The organism is Xanthomonas sp. NCPPB 4037, from assembly GCF_041475695.2.
In the GTDB taxonomy this organism is placed as follows: domain Bacteria; phylum Pseudomonadota; class Gammaproteobacteria; order Xanthomonadales; family Xanthomonadaceae; genus Xanthomonas; species Xanthomonas campestris.
This window is the reverse complement of the sequence record NZ_CM191261.1, coordinates 609,704-626,495: the sequence shown is the minus strand read 5'-3', so window position 1 is coordinate 626,495 and position 16,792 is coordinate 609,704. Positions and strand designations below refer to the sequence as shown.

Genomic DNA, 16,792 nt, shown 5'->3' with positions numbered 1-16,792 from the left:
GCCTACCGTGGCGTCACCCAATCAACGCACGAGCATCAACGCCATGCAGACCACCCAACGCGCTGTCGTCATCCATGCCTACGGCGATGCCACCGCCGCGCAGCTGGCCACCATCGATCACCCCACCGCAGGGCCCGGCCAGGTGCTGGTGCAGGTGGGCGCCGCCGGCGTCAACGCGATCGACTGGAAGGTGCGCAGCGGCTACGTGCGCGATGCCTTTCCGCTGCAATTGCCCGCCGTGCTGGGCGCCGAGCTCGCCGGTGTGGTGGTGGCGGTCGGGCCGGACACCACCCGCTTTCAGGTGGGCGACCGGGTCATGGGCGCGGTTGGCGGGCTGGGCGCCTACGCCGAATATGTGGCGCTGGACGCCGCCAGGCTTGCCCCCACCCCGGAGGGCCTGGACGACGTGCACGCCGCCGCGATTCCGGTGGCCGCGGTGACCGCATGGCAGAGCCTGCGCCACGCCGGGCCGGTGCAGCCCGGCCAACGCATCCTCATCCACGGCGCTGCCGGCGGCGTGGGCAGTTATGCCGTGCAGTTCGCCAAGCGCGTCGGCGCCCAGGTGTTCGCCACCGCATCCACCACGCAGCTGGACTACGTGCGCAGCCTCGGCGCCGACCACGTCATCGACTACCGCGCGCAACGTTTCGAAGACATCGCCACCCACATCGACCTGGTGCTCGACTACGTCGGCAACACCGTGCTCGCACCGTCGTGGCAGGTGCTGGCCCCGGGCGGCACCATCGTCAGCACCGCGGCGCCCGACATCACCGCACACACACCAGCTGGTCACCGCGGCCTTTGGTTCACCAGCCAGCCCGACGCCGCGCTGTTGCAGCGCCTGGCGCTGGAAGTCGCACAGGGCACGTTGCAGGCGCGCCTGGGCGAGGTGGTGAGCGTTGCCGACCTTCCGCTCGCCATCGAACGCATCCGCACCACCGCGCACAGCGGCAAGGTGGTTGCCGATTTTTCCCGCTGATCCATCCCCCCTTTCGTTTCACCCACACCATCCATCGCAGGAGCGTCACATGAGCATTCTCGTTACCGGTGCCACCGGCACCGTTGGTTCCCTGATCGTGCAAGGCCTGGCCACTGCCGGCGCCGACGTCCATGCCCTGGTTCGCCAGGCGGGCAAGCGCAGCTTCCAGGCCGGCGTCACGGAGGTCGTTGCCGACCTCACCGATGTCGCCTCGCTACGCGCCGCACTGCAATCGGTGCGCACGCTGTTCCTGTTGAACGCCGTCACCCCCGACGAAGTGACGCAGGCGCTGATCACCTTGAACCTGGCCAAGGAGGCTGGCATCGAGCGTATCGTCTATCTGTCAGTGATCCACGCAGACCTGTTCACCAACGTGCCGCACTTCACCGGCAAGCACACAGTCGAACGCATGATCGAACACCACGACCTGCCCGCCACCATTCTGCGGCCCGCCTACTTCATGCAGAACGAAGCGATGGTGCAGCAGACCATCGTCGACTACGGCGTGTACCCGATGCCGATCGGCGCGAAGGGAATCGCCATGATCGACGCACGCGACATCGCCGACATCGCCGTCGCCGAACTGCTGCGCCGCGACCGCGCACCGGCCGCCCTGGAGCGCACCACGCTGGAACTGGTCGGCCCGCAACCCCTGACCGGCGCGGACGCCGCACAGGCCTGGAGCACCGCACTGGGCCGCGAGATTGCCTACGCCGGCGATGATGTGGCCGCCTTCGAAGCCCAGCTCGCCGCGCACGGCCCGGCCTGGATGGCTTACGACATGCGCCTGATGATGGCCGGCATCCAGCAGTTCGGCATGCACGCCGCCGCAGGCACCGTCGATCGCCTGCAGGCCCTCCTCGGCCGCCCGCTGCGCAGCTACGCCGACTTCGTGCGCGAAGCCACCACGCAGGCGTGAGTGAACGTATGTGATTGATGTGCGCAAACGCGCGGGGCGATCCCGCGCGTTTGTTTGTCGCGTTTGGCTTGGGCAACTGCGGCCCTGACGGTCACCGCCGTGCCAGACGAACCACTCCCATCACCAAGGGAAACAGCACGCGCCACGCAAGTGCAGATACTGCCACCACCAACAGACCAAACAGCGTTGGAAGTACAGCGCCGAACACGAACGTCATTCCCAGCACAAACCCGAACACGTATTCCGCGCGATACGCGGGCACCACCACACTCGCGCCCAGAATGCCCACGAACACCGCCGACGCCGCAGATTCGCTACCCGCAACAAATGCAACCGAGAGCGCAACGCCCGCAACCAGCGCACCGCTCATTCCCATCAGTGCATGCCGCACCGCCTGCGGTGCACGACGTGCTCGACGCACAACAACGTAGCCAGCCAGCGCACCCAGTGCTGGCAACACCAGCAAACCCCACCAGTTCGAAATCGTCGGCAGGTCCGCACGGTTCAGCAGATGATGGTTCTTGACCCCACCATGCACCTGTTCCCAACCAAGCTGCAGTGCCGCCACCACAACCGCGAGTAGCACAGCCGCCCATTGCACCCAGCGCTCATTCCGTTGCTGCATGTCGTTTCCTCAGACCCGCTGGTTGCCCACAAAGCCGCGCCTACCTGCCACGACCGGTAAGCTGCGTTGACTGAGCATACGTCGCGCGCACGACATCCAGCAGTGCCTGGCGGCATAGTGACTTCCGGTAGCTGGCGCCCATGGGGCATGCGCGAGCGGCGGGCCTGGTCAGGAGCTCAGCGCTTCGACCAAACCCACCAGCCCGGGCCCGTAACCGGTCGCTGCACAGACCGACGCGGCAGACGACGATGCCGCAACACCGCTGACGCTTACAGGCCCCGCCAACAACGCGGTCGTGAATGCGCCAATCCTCAGGCAATCATTGCCAGCGTGGGCTTTGCACTCCTGCCGCGGGAACTGCTCTCCACGCTTGCCACCAGTTCGCTCGCCTGGTCTTCAAGTGCGCGCGCAGAAGAGGCCATCGTGTCTACCAACGCGGAATTCTGCTGCGTGGCTGCGTCCATGGCGACCTATCGTTTTGGCTGGAAGAGGTCGCTAACGGCAGCGATCACTATTTCTTGAAAGTCGCGGAGCTTTGAGATCGATATGGTCCGGCAGCCATTCACTGATGTTGGCAGTGGCAGCACGTAAAGAGCGCGCCCCATGCGTCCGCTAGAACGACTTTCAGTTCACGCGCAGAGGTATGGCATCAGTTTTGAACCTTGAACTTTTGCCCGTCGTGACGGGACGACGATCGCAACGGCCGCACGCGCTCTATCCTGTGCGACCACCGTAGCTATACCGAAGGGCAGCTGATGAGAGTGCCAATACGGCCGTCCTGCGTTATCGAGGAACCATCTGCGGAAGCCGGCCGTTCAACGAACGCACCGCGCGCTACCCTGCCGTAAGCTGCCGTCTCCACTTAGGAAATCGATCCTGATGACAGGTCAAGCGCAGCGGAATTAGGCGAATTCTTTCATGCCCAAACTCGAGTCCAGCCATGAACTCAGCATGATTTATCTCCGGCGTTTGGCTAAACATTTCTTTCTATGAGGCAAACCATGCGCGTCGCAGTCGTAGGTGCTGGAGCGATCGGAGGCTTCCTGGCGTGCAAACTATTCGCCGCTGGCCACGATGTCAGCGTGGTGGCGCGTGGCGCAACGCTTGAAGCGATTCATGCAAATGGGTTGAAGCTTTACACGCACGACGAACTTATTACGGCCCCTGTGCGGGCTACAGCCGCGCCCGAAGAGCTTGGCACTCAAGACATGGTGATATTTGCCGTCAAGGCGCCGGCGCTGCCAATGGCTGCGGCAGCTGCCAAGGCATTGATTGGCCTGCAGACGCAGATCATCCCTGCACTGAACGGCCTGCCATGGTGGTATTTCCTGAAATCGAAACAGGCGCTCTCGGGCTTCCGTCTGCAGTCTGTCGACCCAGGTGGTGTCATAGAAAAGGCGATTCCGGTTGATGCAGTCATCGGCTGTGTCGTGTTCCCGTCCTGTACCGTGCTGAGTCCGGCCGTGATCAAACACGTTTCCGGGAGCAGAATCGTTTTTGGCGAGCCAGCGGGCGGTAACAGCGAACGGATCGAAACCATCGCCGAGATCTTTCGTAGCGCCGGTTTTGATGCCCATGCCCACGACAATGTGCGCGAAGAGATCTGGCTGAAACTCTTGGGGAACGCCTGCTACAACCCTGTCAGCCTGCTGGTCGGTGCTGCCACCGATGCGCTGATTGATGATCCGTTCCTGCATGCATTGTTCATCGACATGATGGGCGAGCTGCTTGATCTCGGGCAACGGCTGGGGCTTTCGCCAACGATTGATCCTGAGCAAAGGATTGCAATCACCCGCAAACTCGGCAACGTCAAAACGTCGATGTTGCAAGACGTCGAGGGGAACAGACCCGTTGAAATTCAGGCCATCCTGGGAGCGCTTGTGTCAGTGGCCGATCAAGTCGGGGCGCCGATACCGCACACGCGCACCGTTTACGCCTTGGCTCGCATGCGGGCGGCCACCCTGGGGCTTCTTCCTAGCTAAGTGCGCCCTGTAAAAGAATATGCTCTCTGCTGGTCCTAGACTTTCGCTGACCAGCACTTAGAGCGGCTAACAAAACGTAGTGAGCGGTCGTCAGGTGGGTGCGGACGGCGCGAAGGAACCGGAATGTACGTGGGTACATGCCGATTCCGAGCACCGGCTGCGCCCGCCTGGCGGCTGCGCAGTCGTTTTGATAGCTGCTCTTAGCCTCTCCATGAGATCTCATGAAATGTACGCGCGATTGCTGGCGGTGCTCTCACACCTTTTGCGTGTTTAGAGATCGCTATTGCCGAAGCGATAAAGGCAATCACGCCTCAATTGCCCTCCGCCCGAGAAACGCGTGGCGGTGCTTGCCAGAGATACTGCGCTGTCTGCCATGCGAGTGAGCTAGCCACTCACACGCCAGCACCACGCATCAAGATCAGCAAGGCGCGCTCAACATCCTGCTGGAAGTTGTAGCGCAGCCCCTCCAGCTCCGGCAGTGCAATCACTTGCGCGGCGACATCCACTGGATGGCTGAGCGGCCACAACCCGATGATGAGTGGTAGCGCGTGTTTGATCACCTCGTCGAACGCCTGCACCGACATCGTTGGCAAGCGCGCATGAAGTGCCTGCGCCGCCTGGTGGCGTAACGCCAGCAAGTTGAGCTTGAATTCGACCATGCGCTCGAACGACAGCTTGCGCTCCAGAATTGAGGGCATGATGCTCGTAAGCCGGCACAGCAAGGGGCGCGCGCATAACGTTTGCGCAAACACCGCGGCAATAGATTCGGCCGTTGCCTTGCGCTTGCCCCCTGCCAGCGCTGCACCAAGTTCGGCCTGCCAGCCGGCATATTCCTCAACGAGCACGTCGATCAATACCGCCTCGCTGCTTTCGAAGTAGCGATACACGTTGGACTTGGTCATCTGCGCCTGGCGCGCCAGCTCGTTGATCCCCAGGTCCAGCGCGCCGGGGCTGTCATCCAGCATGGCGCGGGCGGTGGTCAGTAGGTGGCGGCGGCGTTCTTCCTTTTGCTCAACCGAGCGCGCGCGGACGTAGGGCGTGAACGAATTCATACGAAGCACCTGCATTTCACTTGATAAAAGACCGATGGTCTTCTAAATTGAAGACCATCGGTCTCCTATCTTGCCTGAAAGCCAGTACTCAGGCCACCTCGTCCACACACACAGAGCCACAACCATGCCAAACAACACCACAGCCTGGGTCCTGATTACCGGCGCATCCAGCGGTTTCGGCGAAGAGTTCGCCAGGCAATACGCGACCAAGGGCCGCTCCTTGATTCTCGTCGCGCGCCGTCTGGACCGGTTGCAGGCCCTGGCAGCGGAGTTGCGCCGCGCGCATGCCGTAGAGGTCATCACCGAACACGTTGACCTCTCAGATGTAGCCGCGATCACGGCGCTGCACGCCAGCCTCCGCGCACGGGGCATCGACGTGGAAATCCTCATCAATAACGCCGGCCATGGGCTGCAAGGCGCTTTTCTGGACACGTCGGTGCAAAGCACTCTGGACATGGTGCAGCTGGACATCGCAAGCCTCACGGTCATGACCCACCTGTTTGGCGCCGACATGCGCAAGCGCGGTCACGGCAGGATCCTGCTGGTGGCTAGTTTGCTCGCGCTCTGGGGCGTGCAGGACATGGCGGTTTATGGCGCATCCAAGGCGTATGTCCTGCGCTTCGGCGATGCGCTGCACCGGGAATTCAAGCGCGACGGTGTCACTGTCACCTCGCTATGCCCGGGTATGTCCAACACAGGCTTCGCTCAGGCTGCACAGCAAAAGATCACGCCCGGATTGAAGCTGGCGATGATGCAGCCAGCTCCGGTAGTCCGTGCCGGCATCCGCGCACTCCATAAGGGTCGCATCAGCGTTGTGCCCGGGGTGGGCAACAAGATTAGCGCGCTGATGATCTGGGCCACCCCACGTTGGCTGCATCAGCCCTTGTTTGCGCGCGTCATGAATGGTTGAAGCGTGGTTGATGCCTGCCGTGCCTGCTGTACCTCAACCATCGTCATTGCCTTGCACTGCGCGGCGGACGCGTCGCAGTTAAATCTGAAGCCGAAGCGTGTTGCTCGCCAGTGCTCGGCTTTTTGCCTGGCCTGGCAGGGGCCGCGCAGCTACATGTTGATCGCACGCACCAAGCGCACGCCCCACTCCGCGTCCGGATTCGTTGTCCCGTCTCCAAGACGCTCCTGCATGACCGCAACGCCGAGATCTCTGCGCGTCGGCAGCCTGTAGCGCTCGGCAGCTTGCAATGCCGTACCGACCTGCGCATAGGAAAGATCGGTGCAATACACCGGCGCGCCCGGCTGCTGGCGCCAGGAATCTGCGAGCACACCCGCATCAAAGGCATCAAGACCGGTGTCATTGACCAGCGACATGGCGACCTGGCGATCGTGCGTACGATCCGCAGCCACCGGGATGGCAATCCGATCTGGCGCTCCAGCGGGCTTTGCCTTCCTGGCCAACGAGTCCGAGCCGATCGCGTTCCATGCCTTTGCGATCGGGCGGCCGAGCTGTTCGGCAACCCAAAGGCTCTCCACCTGGCCGCGCTCGATGGCTTCGATCTTTTCATCGCGGAACGGATAATAGTTGGAGGTGTCGATGACCACCGTGTCTTGCGGAAGCCGGGCCACCAACGGCGCAATGCCGGGGATGCGGTTGAGCGGAATGGACAGAATCACCACATCCACATCGATGAGTGCTTCTTCAGTGGTCATAGCACGTGCGCCAAAGGACAGCAGCTCGGCATCAATCGTCTCTGGGCCACGTGAGTTGGCCACCTTGACCTCGTGCCCGGCCTCACTCAAGCGCATGCAGAGCGATTTACCGATGTGTCCGGTTCCTAGAATTCCCATTTTCATCTGTTGCCTCGTATCGATAGTGACGACCATGTAATGCTGACCATTAGTACATCTACACTCTCACTGCTGCGTCGGCAGCCTGATACCACCGCAGCGCAAACACTCAGTCGAGGTGCCGATGGAGCTCTTTCAATCAATGCGTCTGTTCTCCAAGGTGGCGCAACTTCAAAGCTTCACCAAGGCCGCCGACGCTCTGCAGATTGGCCGGCCGCAGGTCACGCTGGCCATCAACCAGCTGGAGGCGTCCCTGGATGTACGTCTGTTTCAGCGCACCACACGCAAGGTCAGTCTGACGGCGGAAGGCGAAGCCTTCCTTGCGAAGGTCGAGGAGATCCTGAGTGGGGTCGAGGACGCGGTAGCGATGTTCCAGGCGCCTGCGGATGCGGTTCGCGGACGATTGCGAATCGATATCCCGTCGGCGTTTGCAGTGGAGGGATTCATGACGTTGCTCGGCCAGTTTCGGGCGACGTATCCACGGTTGGTAATCACGTTGGGCGTGAGCGATCGCTCGGTCGATCTCATCGCAGAAGGTGTTGACTGTGTGTTGCGCATCGGCGAACTGCCAAGTTCCAGCCTTGTCGCTCGCCGCTTGGGCGCACTCGTGATGATCACCTGCGCGGCGCCAGCCTATCTTGAGAAATCGCCACCACTCACGCACCCGGATTCGCTTGACCAGCACGCATGCATCAGATTCCTGTCCGGTATCAGCAAACGCACGATGCCCTGGCATTTCCGCGACGGGGGAGTGAGCAAGTCGCTTCAGCCTGAAAGCTCACTGTCGGTGAACGATGCGTCCGCCTATGTCCAGTGCGCTCGCGCTGGCTTCGGTGTGATTCAAGTTCCCGGAATGCTGGTTGACCACTATCTCCGTGATGGCACGTTGGTAGAGGTTCTGAAGGACTTCCGCCCCGCCTCGCTTCCGGTCTCGCTGGTGTATCCCAGCCGGTCGCATGTTCCGCCACCCCTGTGGGCATTCTCGGACTGGCTTCAGCAGCACTTCCCTGGCATCGACCGCACCTGGCTCGAGTGAGCAAGGAATAGGCACACGCGTGTCGCCGGCTGACAGAAGCCCCGCAGCATGCAGCGCTTCCAACGCAGGCGACGCGGCAACAACGTGGCTCTTACAGCTTGACCACGATCTTGCCGAACTGCGCGTTGGACTCAAGGAAGCGAGTCGCTTCGACGATCTCTTCGAACGGAAACACCTTGGCGATCTGAGGACTGAACTTCCCAGCGCTCAAGCCTTCTGTGATGAACGCTTTGGCACGTGCAAGTTTTTCGTCATCGGCAGTGACCTCGATGAATTCATAGCCGCGGATCGTGATGTGCTTGCCCAGGACGTGCAGCACGGGGACCGGCGTGGTGTCGTGGCTCAGTGCGCCATAGATGAACACGATTGCATCCTTGCTCGTGGCTTTTACGATGTGTTCGAACGCGGGACCACCAACCGGATCGAACACTACGCGTGCGCCAGCGCCGCCGGTGATGCGCAGAATCTCCGCAGTGATATCGTCCAGGCCGGTTTGCAGCACGTGGGCGAAGCCGGCCTTTTTCAGATCATCGAGCTTCTCGCCGTTGCGGGTGATGGCGATCGGCGTGGCGCCCACCGATTCGGCGATCTGCATTGCGGCCAGCCCAACACTGCTCGACGCTGCCGATAGCACCACGAAGTCGCCCTTGCCCAGACCGGCCAGGTCGATCAGCGCACCCCATGCAGTCGTAAACGGCATCCAGGTCGCCGCGGCTGCTTCCCAACTGACGCCAGCCGGATTCTTGACAACGGCGCGGGCCGGGGCGACCACCAGATCGCCATAGAGGCCGTACTGGTCAAACATGAAGGCAGGAATGACGGCAACCGCGTCGCCCACCGCCAAATCGCTGACCCCTGGCCCAACCGCATCGATCAGGCCCGAAGCTTCATACCCCATGGTGGCCGGGAATGAGGGCTCGATCACATAGCGACCACTGCGGTACATGCTCTCTGCGCGGTTCAAACCAAGCGCACGCACGCTGATGCGTACTTCACCAGCCTTCGGCTGCGGGGTGGGCACGTCATCAATTTGCAGAACTTCAGGACCACCAGTTGTGTGGAAACGAACATGCCGTGCCATTTCTCTTCTCCTGCTTTTCACTGCGCCATGAGGCGATATGAATTAAGTCGTTGACCAATGCGCCCTCGTTCACATCGAAGAGCAGAGGATCAGCTGGACAGAACGCACTATGCGCAAGCGCTTGGTGTTCGAGAAGATCAGATGGCGAAAATTGACTGTTTCCACATTCGGTAACTATCGCAGCCAGCTCGCAGTCCGCGCGCAAGAAGCCGGTCCAATGTCATCAAGCGGCGCTCATGCGCGGTCCTATTGCATACGGCATGGCTGCCTCACCGAAGGTCTCGGCGTTCGCGAGCTGTCGGGCGACCGTTGCCAATGTGGTTGTGGAACTCTGCCGCACTAGCGACGGTCCACACGTGAATGAAGAGGTATAGAAAAGCGGTGAGGTTCTAAGGTATCCCCACGTTTTACACCGTAAGCATCATCTGTTCGCGCACTGCCGCAGGCAGTGCGCGCAAGCGCCCTATCCACCGTGAGACGGGCTCCATCGGCCAGTGTCGGACCAAGGCTTCTCGGCCGATGCGTAGCGTGGAGTAGAGCTTGCGTGTGCTGTTGCGTGGAGACAGCCACTGGGCGATACCGGTCGCTTCGCATCCCAGCCCTGCCAACCAGCTGGCGAATGCAGCCAACGTATTGATCAGCAGCAGGATCTGCAGTCGCTCGCCGCGTCGGGTCAAACTGTCTTCCAGCGCCTGGCCGTAGCGATGTGATTTCAGATCGCGAAATGCCAGTTCGATCTGCATCCGTCGTGCGTACACATTAACCAACTGCTTTGCGCTGGGTGCCTGCAGCTGCGGGGATGCAACGATCAGCCAAGGCTCGCGCTCACGCGCTGCGGCCTTCAGACTCGATGACGCACGTGAGGCTTTGGCGGGTGAGCGGCGATTGCACCGTTTGCGCCCTTGCCGTGCCTTGGCGTAAACCACCAACCTGCAATCGAGTGGATCGCTGCGATTGGCCTGCATCGGCGGTAACTCGCATGCACGATTGGACGCCAACACATGCAGTTTCCGGCTGTCGATCCACTGATCTGCTCCATCCCGCACGTCCTGCGGCTTGACTTGCGTGCGCCCGCGCAATCGCCCCACCCAACACCAGCCCATGGCCGATACAGCGCGGAACCACGGTGTCCGGAAGCCGGCGTCAGTGACCAGGATCGGGCGAACATCGTCCGGAACCAGTGCCCTCAGTTGGTGCAGGAAGCGTCTTTCTGCACCAGGCGATCCCTGCTGCTTTCCTGGCACTACCATGTCCAGCAAGGTAAGCGTGCGGCCGCCCACCGGCACCGCTGCGCGCAGCAGACACCACGATTTGTCTGGCTTCAGATCGCTCCAGTCGATGACGATTACCGGCTGCGCGCCGCGCAGCAGCCAGTGTGCCATCTCGTGGTCGATCACTGATCGCTCGACCTGCAAATTGCGATTACTCAACAGGCGATCAACTGCCTTGAGCGGCGCGCGCACCCGCAGTGCGCTCGGCCACGAACGTGCGATGTCCATCAGTGTCAGCCTGCGTCCGTGCAACAACGCCTCGACCGCATGCAGCAACGCGCGTTCGCGCAACGCATGCATCCCGGACAGTGAGTTCGGCAGGCACTTCTGCAATACTTCGCTGGCGCGCATGGTCGTCAACCTTCTCTGGCTTAGTCACCTTGAAGATTGCGCCATGCGCGCACTTTCTTCCAGGCGATCATGTCGCAAGTGATTGATCTGACAGGAGGAAATGTGGGGAAACCTCAGGGTGAGGTTCACTTCTCAGTGGCGACCACGGCAGCTCGCAATCACGCACAGCAACGACCACGCTGTATGCGGCGGGTGCAACCGGATTCAGACCTGAAACCAAGGAGTGCGCGTCGCCACGCGCATGCGCAACGACCCGCAGTTAGGTCAGATCTTCTGTCAGCTGCATGTGCTGAGGCGCCAGCCGCGCACGGCGCGTGACTTCATTTCTCGCTGGCTTATAGATAGACGCTCATGCATGCGACGGCCAGTCACGTCTCACTGCATGGCGGAGCAGCAGCGTGTGCGCACAGTGCGATGGCATGGCTACGCTCCGCGTCCCATGGCGTGCGGAAGACCGGTATCGCCGAGGCAATACCGGTCTTTGCGCAGTAACGCGGATTTACATGAGAACAGCGCGATTGATACGGACCAAATAATCGCCGTCCGGGTAACCGGTGGGGCCAAACCGTTCGACGATCACCGCCATCACCAGCTCCAGCCGCTTGCGCAGGCGCGCCTTGTCAGCGTCGGCCAGCGCCTGCGGGATCTGTTCGCGCGTCAGATCGGTGCAATACACCGGGCTCCCAGGCTGCTGCCGCCAGGATTCGGACAGGCTGCCGGCATCGACCGCATCGAGGCCGGTGTCGTTGACCAATTCCACGGTCACGCGCCGGTCCTGCTCGTGGTCGGCCGCGATCGGGATCGCGATGCGTTGCAGATCACCGGCCGGCGTGTCCTTGTCTGCGAAGGATCCCGAGCCAATCGCATTCCAGGCCTTGGCGATCGGGCGGCCAAGTTGCTCTGCGACCCAGAGGCTTTCCACCTGCCCCTGATCGATCGCCGCAATCTCACCATCGCGTGCCGGATAGTAGTTGGACGTGTCGATCACAACCGTCTCGGACGGGATCGAGGACAGCAGCGGCGCAACTGCCGGAATCTGCTTGAACGGGATCGAGAGGATGACCACCTCAACATCGACAATCGCCTCCTCTGCGGTGACCGCACGCCCACAGTTGGCGAGCGTCTCGCTGTCGATCGTCTCCGGTCCGCGCGAGTTGGCGACCTTCACGTCATGTCCTGCCGCAGCAAGCCTGCGGACCAATGTCTTGCCGATGTTGCCACTGCCTAAGATGCCGATTTTCACGTTAAGTCCTAGCGTTCGATGTAGGACACCTACGCTAGTGATGTGCAGTAGAATCAGCAAGAACCTACCGAACGGTGGGGTACCCACCAGGAGGTAAGTGCATGGCACAGGAACAGCATTGTCAGGACCCCAAAGAGCAGCGCGCGTGGGCCGATGCAGCAGCACGCACGCTGCGCGTCCTTGAAGGCAAATGGAAGATTGCCATCATCGTCCACCTCCTCGCTGCAGGCGGGCCGCTACGCTTCTCGGAATTGGAACGCCGGATACCAGGCGTCACCCAGAAGATGCTCATCCAGCAACTCAAAGCACTGGAGGAAGACGGCATCGTGATCCGCACGCTGTATCCCCAGGTACCGCCCAAGGTCGAATACACCATGAGCGCGCTGGGGCGTGCACTCGGCCCATCCTTCGAAGCGCTTGTGAAGTGGGCGAAATTGACCGAAGCAGAGCTTGATCCGTCGGCGGCGTGAGCCAGACGTAAAGGCGCCGCCGTAGGTAAGCCACCGCGCAGCAGTGTCCGATACCAGCGCGGACAAACTACATCGTTTGGCGGGCGCGATTGCGTCCAGCCTGCTTTGCCGCGTAAAGCGCATCGTCGGCGCATTTCAATAGTCCGCTTGCATCGACCTCCTTGTTGAACGCGCTATAGCTATATGCCCCGACGCTGACAGTGACGTAGCCCTCCGGACTGTCGTCGTGCGCAATCTGCAGCCCACGAATACTCTCCACAATGCGCTCGGCTGCTGCCATCACCGCAGCTTGGTCGCATGAGGGAAGCAACACAGTGAGCTCTTCTCCACCGTACCTGGCAGCGAGATTGCCAGCGCGCCGCGTGTGGTTCTTCAGCACATTGGCGATTGCCTTGATGCAGAGGTCGCCTGCAGGGTGGCCATAATAGTCGTTGTACCGCTTGAAATAATCGATATCGACCATGATCACGCCGAGCGGCTGCGATGTTCGCTTTGCGCGCTTGATCTCGGCAGGCAAAACCACATCAAGCTGCCTGCGGTTCGCCAGACCAGTCAGGCTGTCCTGCATGGCAATGGCTTCCACTGCGGCATACGCCAGTCGCAGCTCATCTTCGACTTTCAGCGTTGTCTTTATCTGGCGCGAAATAAGGGTCGCAAAGAGGACTGGAATCGGAAGGATCAGACAGAGCATGATCAATGAGCCATACAAACTCTCGTACCACGACGCAAGAATTGCACGCTTTGACTTGCCGGCCAGTATGACAAGCGGATAGCGATTGAGGCGTTCGTAGCCATACATACGCTCCACCTTGTCAGTGATCGCAACCACCATGTGCACGCCCCGCGATGCATGCGGCAGGTACTTCGAAAAGATATCTCCCTTGGCGATATTTCTACCAATCATGTTCGTGTCGAATGGATGACGCACCATGATGGTTCCGTTTTGATCTGCGAGAACGATCACACCTTGATCGTCCATTCTGAAATCAGCATAGAACCTACTGAAGTACTGCACGCGGAGAGTCACTAGAAAGACCCCTCCGAAGCTTCCATCCTTCTTATTGATTCGCCTGGACACCGGAATAATCAGCTCGCCGGTCGAGCGACTCGTAATCACTGGCCCGACGTGCACAGCCTCACCCGCATGCGCCTTGTGATAGTGGAAATATTCCCTGTCGGCATTGTTGGCTGACGCAGGAACCTTGTCCTTGTCGGTGACTATCCAGTTACCCTTTTCGTCGTAAACGAAGATTCCGTGCAATTGCGGAAGGCTGCGTACCTGACGCTGGAAGAGAAGATGGAGCCGATTCCTGTCGATGTTCTCGAATCCGTCGCCTTCAATTCGCTCCACCACGCTCATGGAGAGTATGTCAGCGTCCTTGATTGCATCATCCGCATGTTGCCCCACGGAGTGGGCAAGATTCTCAGTTGTGCTACGAGCCGCGTCCAATGCGGAACGGTATCCCGTCCATGTCTGGTAGGCGTTGGTGCCGACCATCAACAGGATCATTGCCGCCGCAAAATAGGGAACAGATCTTAGAATGACGCGTTGCCAATTGAAGGGAACTACCATGCGCTTCCCGCCCTATGAGGTGTGCCGCTCATGCATCTACTTGTCGACAGGAAAGGAATCTGAATCCGAAGAGGCGGCCTAACCCGAAACGCGCAAAGCCTAGAGTTTCGACCACGACGCACCCACGTTTTCTGGATAGAGAAGTGCAACAAAAGACGGTGCGGTTTGCGCATTCGTCACCACCTGCAGCCAGACCCGCTTGCCCGAGAAGCTGCCCGCGTTCAAGGTGACGGGAAGGACACCGCTATCGTGGGCGCGCGTTTTCAAGCTTAAGCGTTCGTCGGAATCGCCTTTCCAGAGTGCATTGGCGGAAGAAGCAAGCAACGCCGCCTTGGTCGTTCCCAATAACGCGCAACACGCTGCGTTGACAGCGACCAGCGCCTCATCGGCACCGAACACCGCCATGGCGATTGGCGAGAAGTCGAAGCCTATCTGCTTCGCATCCGCTTCCTGGTTCGATGACAGGTCGCTCTTCAAACGGCTAAAGACATAATGGCTGGCCTTTTCCGCCAGCTGATTCATCAACCGCAGCTCGTCCTCACTCAGCTCTTTTGGCTGGGCGTCGAGGGCGCAGAGCGTTCCTACGACCAGACCGTTTTCGCTGCGCAGCGGTATCCCTGCATAGAAGCGAATGTAGGGCGGCCCTTGGACGAGCGGGTTGTCCTTGAATCGAACGTCCGTCAAGGCGTCATGCACAAACAGCGGCTCCCCCGCACCCACAGCGTGCGCGCAAAACGACACGTCCCGCGATGTTTCACAGACATCGAGACCGACTCTGGATTTGAACCATTGCCGGTCTGCGTCCACCAGCGAAATCAATGCGGTGGACACCTGCAATTTCTCGGCAAGTTCGCGCGTGATCTCGTCAAAGACCTCTTCTGCCGCTGTGTCCAGGATATCTAGCTGACGCAGGAGGCGAAGGCGCGCCTGCTCATTCTTCGGATACGGTGCAATGAGCATAGTCGAGGACCAGGGAAGCAGCCCCGATCATAGCGCCCTGCAGACCGCGAATGCGGTCGTGCTCGTTTGACAGCAAAGACCGAGGAACCCAAGACGCATGCAGGCTAGTGGCGTGCAGACCACGAAGCGCCTCTGCAGATCCGTCTTCGGCCAGGGCTGTGCTCTATCAGCTTTGAACTTATGGCGACATCGCCGCACGTATCGGCATAGGCAGTGCGGGACGCGACTGAAAGCGTGACGGCCCACCAGGATGCGAACCTTGGAACCGATGACTATGAAGCAAGGCAACTTACCCAACAGATCAATGGGTTAGCCACTAAATTTTGCTACAGACCGATCGCAGAACCGTTGACGCCGGGTGCTCTGCGGGGCTCTTCCCTACTCGCTCGCGGTCATCTACTCGCCCGAGAGCGGTGGGCGGCTCAAACCGCTTGTCGCTCCGCGTAGAACTCACAGTAGGACTGGATAACACATTCCTCGCACCTGGGGTTTCTAGCGCGGCAGATCTGCATGCCGTGCTGGATTAACCACTCATGTGCATGGCAGTTGTAGTTCTTTGGTGTGAGCTCATCGATCTCTCGCGTCGTGACGTCGGTAGACGTGGCGTGGACGATGCCCAGGCGATTAAGAGCGGCTAACAAAACGTAGCGAGCAGTCGTCAGGTGGGTGCGGACGGCGCGGAGGAACCGGAATGTACGTGGGTACATGCCGATTCCGAGCACCGGCCGCGCCCGCCTGACGGCTGCGCAGTAGTTTTGATAGCTGCTCTAAGCAACCGATGGATATGCGTGTCGAGCGCGATCAGTGGCTCTTAGAAATGAAGTTCATGATCAGGCTGGCAGCCTTGAGCCCTACGCTCTGAAGCTTCATCAGGTCATCTTTGGCATTGGGAAGTTGCCCATCGAAGTCTTCGATAATTTGACGGCACATCTCTTTCAGACGTTTGGTCCTCTTGTTGTAGTGCGCTACTGGTTTGATGATTGCACGACGCTGCTCGTCATCCATTGATTACAGCGCTTAGAAGGCCGAACTTTTTTTGAAAAGTGGCACGCAAGCCGAAACTACACGTTTTGTTGCAGTCACCGTAGGCAGCGCACCTGCGACAATGCTGCGAAAATGGCGTTCTGGACAGCCCATTGGTCATTCACGGGTCGTCCGTTTGATCGAACGTTGTGTAAGTGCGACTGAGCTTGCGGTAGATGGCAGCAATTTCTTCCTTGCTTGACATGAGTTGATCGCCGTAAGTATGCGATGGCGGGTTGTCATCCGCGAAGCGCTGCACATCGAAGGCAGTCGTTGATATGCAAGCAGTCAATGCATCGGGATCAAATCTCCTCGCGCTTTTAGCAGAACTATCGCGTCCTCAATCATGTCTTCTGCCCGCGCGTAGATCTGTTGCGGATCAGCCCCAAACGTTGCCTGGAATGACAGCGGCTGTAGCGTAACTTCG

Annotated in this window: 17 protein-coding genes and 2 other RNA genes; 6 read left to right on the top strand and 13 right to left on the bottom strand. The window is 60.2% G+C overall.

Features of this window, described 5'->3' with window-relative positions:
* Positions 1-43: 43 nt before the first annotated feature.
* Positions 44-979: an NADP-dependent oxidoreductase gene (locus tag ACCQ01_RS02750; protein ID WP_228433828.1), complete on the top strand. Its 936-nt coding sequence runs from the start codon at positions 44-46 to the stop codon at positions 977-979.
* A gap of 49 nt (positions 980-1,028) precedes the next feature.
* Entirely contained in the window at positions 1,029-1,898 is an 870-nt protein-coding gene (locus ACCQ01_RS02745; RefSeq protein ID WP_228433826.1) for an NmrA/HSCARG family protein, read from the top strand.
* Between the two features lie 91 nt (positions 1,899-1,989).
* Here ACCQ01_RS02745 and ACCQ01_RS02740 read toward each other — a convergent pair whose 3' ends face one another.
* The gene (locus tag ACCQ01_RS02740; RefSeq protein ID WP_228433824.1) at positions 1,990-2,466 is read right to left on the bottom strand and encodes a hypothetical protein; all 477 of its coding nucleotides are present in this window, start codon (positions 2,464-2,466) and stop codon (positions 1,990-1,992) included.
* Positions 2,467-2,834: 368 nt separating this feature from the next.
* Positions 2,835-2,987 (bottom strand): hypothetical protein, encoded by a 153-nt coding sequence (locus ACCQ01_RS02735; protein WP_228433822.1) that lies wholly within the window; start codon positions 2,985-2,987, stop codon positions 2,835-2,837.
* Between the two features lie 537 nt (positions 2,988-3,524).
* On the opposite strand from ACCQ01_RS02735, the gene ACCQ01_RS02730 reads away from it, so the two are divergent.
* Positions 3,525-4,505 carry a ketopantoate reductase family protein gene (locus ACCQ01_RS02730; protein WP_228433820.1) on the top strand — a complete coding sequence of 327 codons (981 nt, stop codon included), beginning with the start codon at positions 3,525-3,527 and terminating at the stop codon, positions 4,503-4,505.
* A gap of 64 nt (positions 4,506-4,569) precedes the next feature.
* Here ACCQ01_RS02730 and ACCQ01_RS02725 read toward each other — a convergent pair.
* Both ACCQ01_RS02725 and ACCQ01_RS02720 read right to left on the bottom strand, forming a co-directional pair.
* Positions 4,570-4,644: non-coding RNA, sX9 sRNA (locus ACCQ01_RS02725), on the bottom strand.
* 253 nt (positions 4,645-4,897) lie between these two features.
* A complete protein-coding gene (locus ACCQ01_RS02720; RefSeq protein WP_042595187.1) occupies positions 4,898-5,557 on the bottom strand; it encodes a TetR/AcrR family transcriptional regulator in 660 nt (219 codons plus the stop codon).
* A 124-nt stretch (positions 5,558-5,681) separates the two neighbouring features.
* Here ACCQ01_RS02720 and ACCQ01_RS02715 point away from each other — a divergent pair, with 124 nt between their 5' ends.
* Entirely contained in the window at positions 5,682-6,467 is a 786-nt protein-coding gene (locus tag ACCQ01_RS02715; RefSeq protein ID WP_228433818.1) for an SDR family NAD(P)-dependent oxidoreductase, read from the top strand.
* 149 nt (positions 6,468-6,616) lie between these two features.
* Here ACCQ01_RS02715 and ACCQ01_RS02710 read toward each other — a convergent pair whose 3' ends face one another.
* Positions 6,617-7,393 (bottom strand): NADPH-dependent F420 reductase, encoded by a 777-nt coding sequence (locus ACCQ01_RS02710; protein ID WP_228433817.1) that lies wholly within the window; start codon positions 7,391-7,393, stop codon positions 6,617-6,619.
* A 106-nt stretch (positions 7,394-7,499) separates the two neighbouring features.
* On the opposite strand from ACCQ01_RS02710, the gene ACCQ01_RS02705 reads away from it, so the two are divergent.
* Positions 7,500-8,393, top strand: a complete 894-nt coding sequence (locus ACCQ01_RS02705; RefSeq protein ID WP_267132162.1) for a LysR family transcriptional regulator — start codon at positions 7,500-7,502, stop codon at positions 8,391-8,393.
* Positions 8,394-8,484: 91 nt separating this feature from the next.
* Here ACCQ01_RS02705 and ACCQ01_RS02700 read toward each other — a convergent pair whose 3' ends face one another.
* The 3 genes from ACCQ01_RS02700 to ACCQ01_RS02690 form a co-directional block, all read right to left on the bottom strand.
* Positions 8,485-9,474: a zinc-dependent alcohol dehydrogenase family protein gene (locus tag ACCQ01_RS02700; protein WP_228433813.1), complete on the bottom strand. Its 990-nt coding sequence runs from the start codon at positions 9,472-9,474 to the stop codon at positions 8,485-8,487.
* Positions 9,475-9,881: 407 nt separating this feature from the next.
* Entirely contained in the window at positions 9,882-11,096 is a 1,215-nt protein-coding gene (locus ACCQ01_RS02695) for an IS4-like element IS1481A family transposase (RefSeq protein WP_372358837.1), read from the bottom strand.
* Positions 11,097-11,595: 499 nt separating this feature from the next.
* Positions 11,596-12,339 carry an NADPH-dependent F420 reductase gene (locus ACCQ01_RS02690; RefSeq protein WP_228433438.1) on the bottom strand — a complete coding sequence of 248 codons (744 nt, stop codon included), beginning with the start codon at positions 12,337-12,339 and terminating at the stop codon, positions 11,596-11,598.
* A gap of 101 nt (positions 12,340-12,440) precedes the next feature.
* On the opposite strand from ACCQ01_RS02690, the gene ACCQ01_RS02685 reads away from it, so the two are divergent.
* Positions 12,441-12,809: a winged helix-turn-helix transcriptional regulator gene (locus ACCQ01_RS02685; RefSeq protein WP_115539495.1), complete on the top strand. Its 369-nt coding sequence runs from the start codon at positions 12,441-12,443 to the stop codon at positions 12,807-12,809.
* Positions 12,810-12,876: 67 nt separating this feature from the next.
* Here the strand turns inward: ACCQ01_RS02685 and ACCQ01_RS02680 are convergent, their stop codons facing one another.
* The 5 genes from ACCQ01_RS02680 to ACCQ01_RS02660 form a co-directional block, all read right to left on the bottom strand.
* A complete protein-coding gene (locus ACCQ01_RS02680; protein ID WP_372358853.1) occupies positions 12,877-14,382 on the bottom strand; it encodes a sensor domain-containing diguanylate cyclase in 1,506 nt (501 codons plus the stop codon).
* 99 nt (positions 14,383-14,481) lie between these two features.
* Positions 14,482-15,342, bottom strand: a complete 861-nt coding sequence (locus ACCQ01_RS02675; RefSeq protein ID WP_228433442.1) for a GAF domain-containing protein — start codon at positions 15,340-15,342, stop codon at positions 14,482-14,484.
* A 422-nt stretch (positions 15,343-15,764) separates the two neighbouring features.
* A complete protein-coding gene (locus tag ACCQ01_RS02670; protein WP_267132464.1) occupies positions 15,765-15,854 on the bottom strand; it encodes an iron-sulfur binding domain-containing protein in 90 nt (29 codons plus the stop codon).
* A 120-nt stretch (positions 15,855-15,974) separates the two neighbouring features.
* Positions 15,975-16,049, bottom strand: a non-coding RNA gene (locus ACCQ01_RS02665) — sX9 sRNA.
* Between the two features lie 94 nt (positions 16,050-16,143).
* On the bottom strand, positions 16,144-16,347 hold the full coding sequence (locus tag ACCQ01_RS02660; RefSeq protein ID WP_228433444.1) for a hypothetical protein: 204 nt from the start codon (positions 16,345-16,347) through the stop codon (positions 16,144-16,146).
* Between the last annotated feature and the right edge of the window lie 445 nt (positions 16,348-16,792).

Coding starts and splice junctions, on each gene's coding strand:
- ACCQ01_RS02720 (WP_042595187.1), bottom strand. CDS start 5,557: ATGAATTCGTTCACGCCCTACGTCCGCGCGCGCTCGGTTGAGCAAAAG.
- ACCQ01_RS02745 (WP_228433826.1), top strand. CDS start 1,029: ATGAGCATTCTCGTTACCGGTGCCACCGGCACCGTTGGTTCCCTGATC.
- ACCQ01_RS02730 (WP_228433820.1), top strand. CDS start 3,525: ATGCGCGTCGCAGTCGTAGGTGCTGGAGCGATCGGAGGCTTCCTGGCG.
- ACCQ01_RS02710 (WP_228433817.1), bottom strand. CDS start 7,393: ATGGTCGTCACTATCGATACGAGGCAACAGATGAAAATGGGAATTCTA.
- ACCQ01_RS02705 (WP_267132162.1), top strand. CDS start 7,500: ATGCGTCTGTTCTCCAAGGTGGCGCAACTTCAAAGCTTCACCAAGGCC.
- ACCQ01_RS02735 (WP_228433822.1), bottom strand. CDS start 2,987: ATGGACGCAGCCACGCAGCAGAATTCCGCGTTGGTAGACACGATGGCC.
- ACCQ01_RS02715 (WP_228433818.1), top strand. CDS start 5,682: ATGCCAAACAACACCACAGCCTGGGTCCTGATTACCGGCGCATCCAGC.
- ACCQ01_RS02675 (WP_228433442.1), bottom strand. CDS start 15,342: ATGCTCATTGCACCGTATCCGAAGAATGAGCAGGCGCGCCTTCGCCTC.
- ACCQ01_RS02695 (WP_372358837.1), bottom strand. CDS start 11,096: ATGCGCGCCAGCGAAGTATTGCAGAAGTGCCTGCCGAACTCACTGTCC.
- ACCQ01_RS02685 (WP_115539495.1), top strand. CDS start 12,441: ATGGCACAGGAACAGCATTGTCAGGACCCCAAAGAGCAGCGCGCGTGG.
- ACCQ01_RS02670 (WP_267132464.1), bottom strand. CDS start 15,854: ATGCAGATCTGCCGCGCTAGAAACCCCAGGTGCGAGGAATGTGTTATC.
- ACCQ01_RS02750 (WP_228433828.1), top strand. CDS start 44: ATGCAGACCACCCAACGCGCTGTCGTCATCCATGCCTACGGCGATGCC.
- ACCQ01_RS02700 (WP_228433813.1), bottom strand. CDS start 9,474: ATGGCACGGCATGTTCGTTTCCACACAACTGGTGGTCCTGAAGTTCTG.
- ACCQ01_RS02660 (WP_228433444.1), bottom strand. CDS start 16,347: ATGGATGACGAGCAGCGTCGTGCAATCATCAAACCAGTAGCGCACTAC.
- ACCQ01_RS02680 (WP_372358853.1), bottom strand. CDS start 14,382: ATGGTAGTTCCCTTCAATTGGCAACGCGTCATTCTAAGATCTGTTCCC.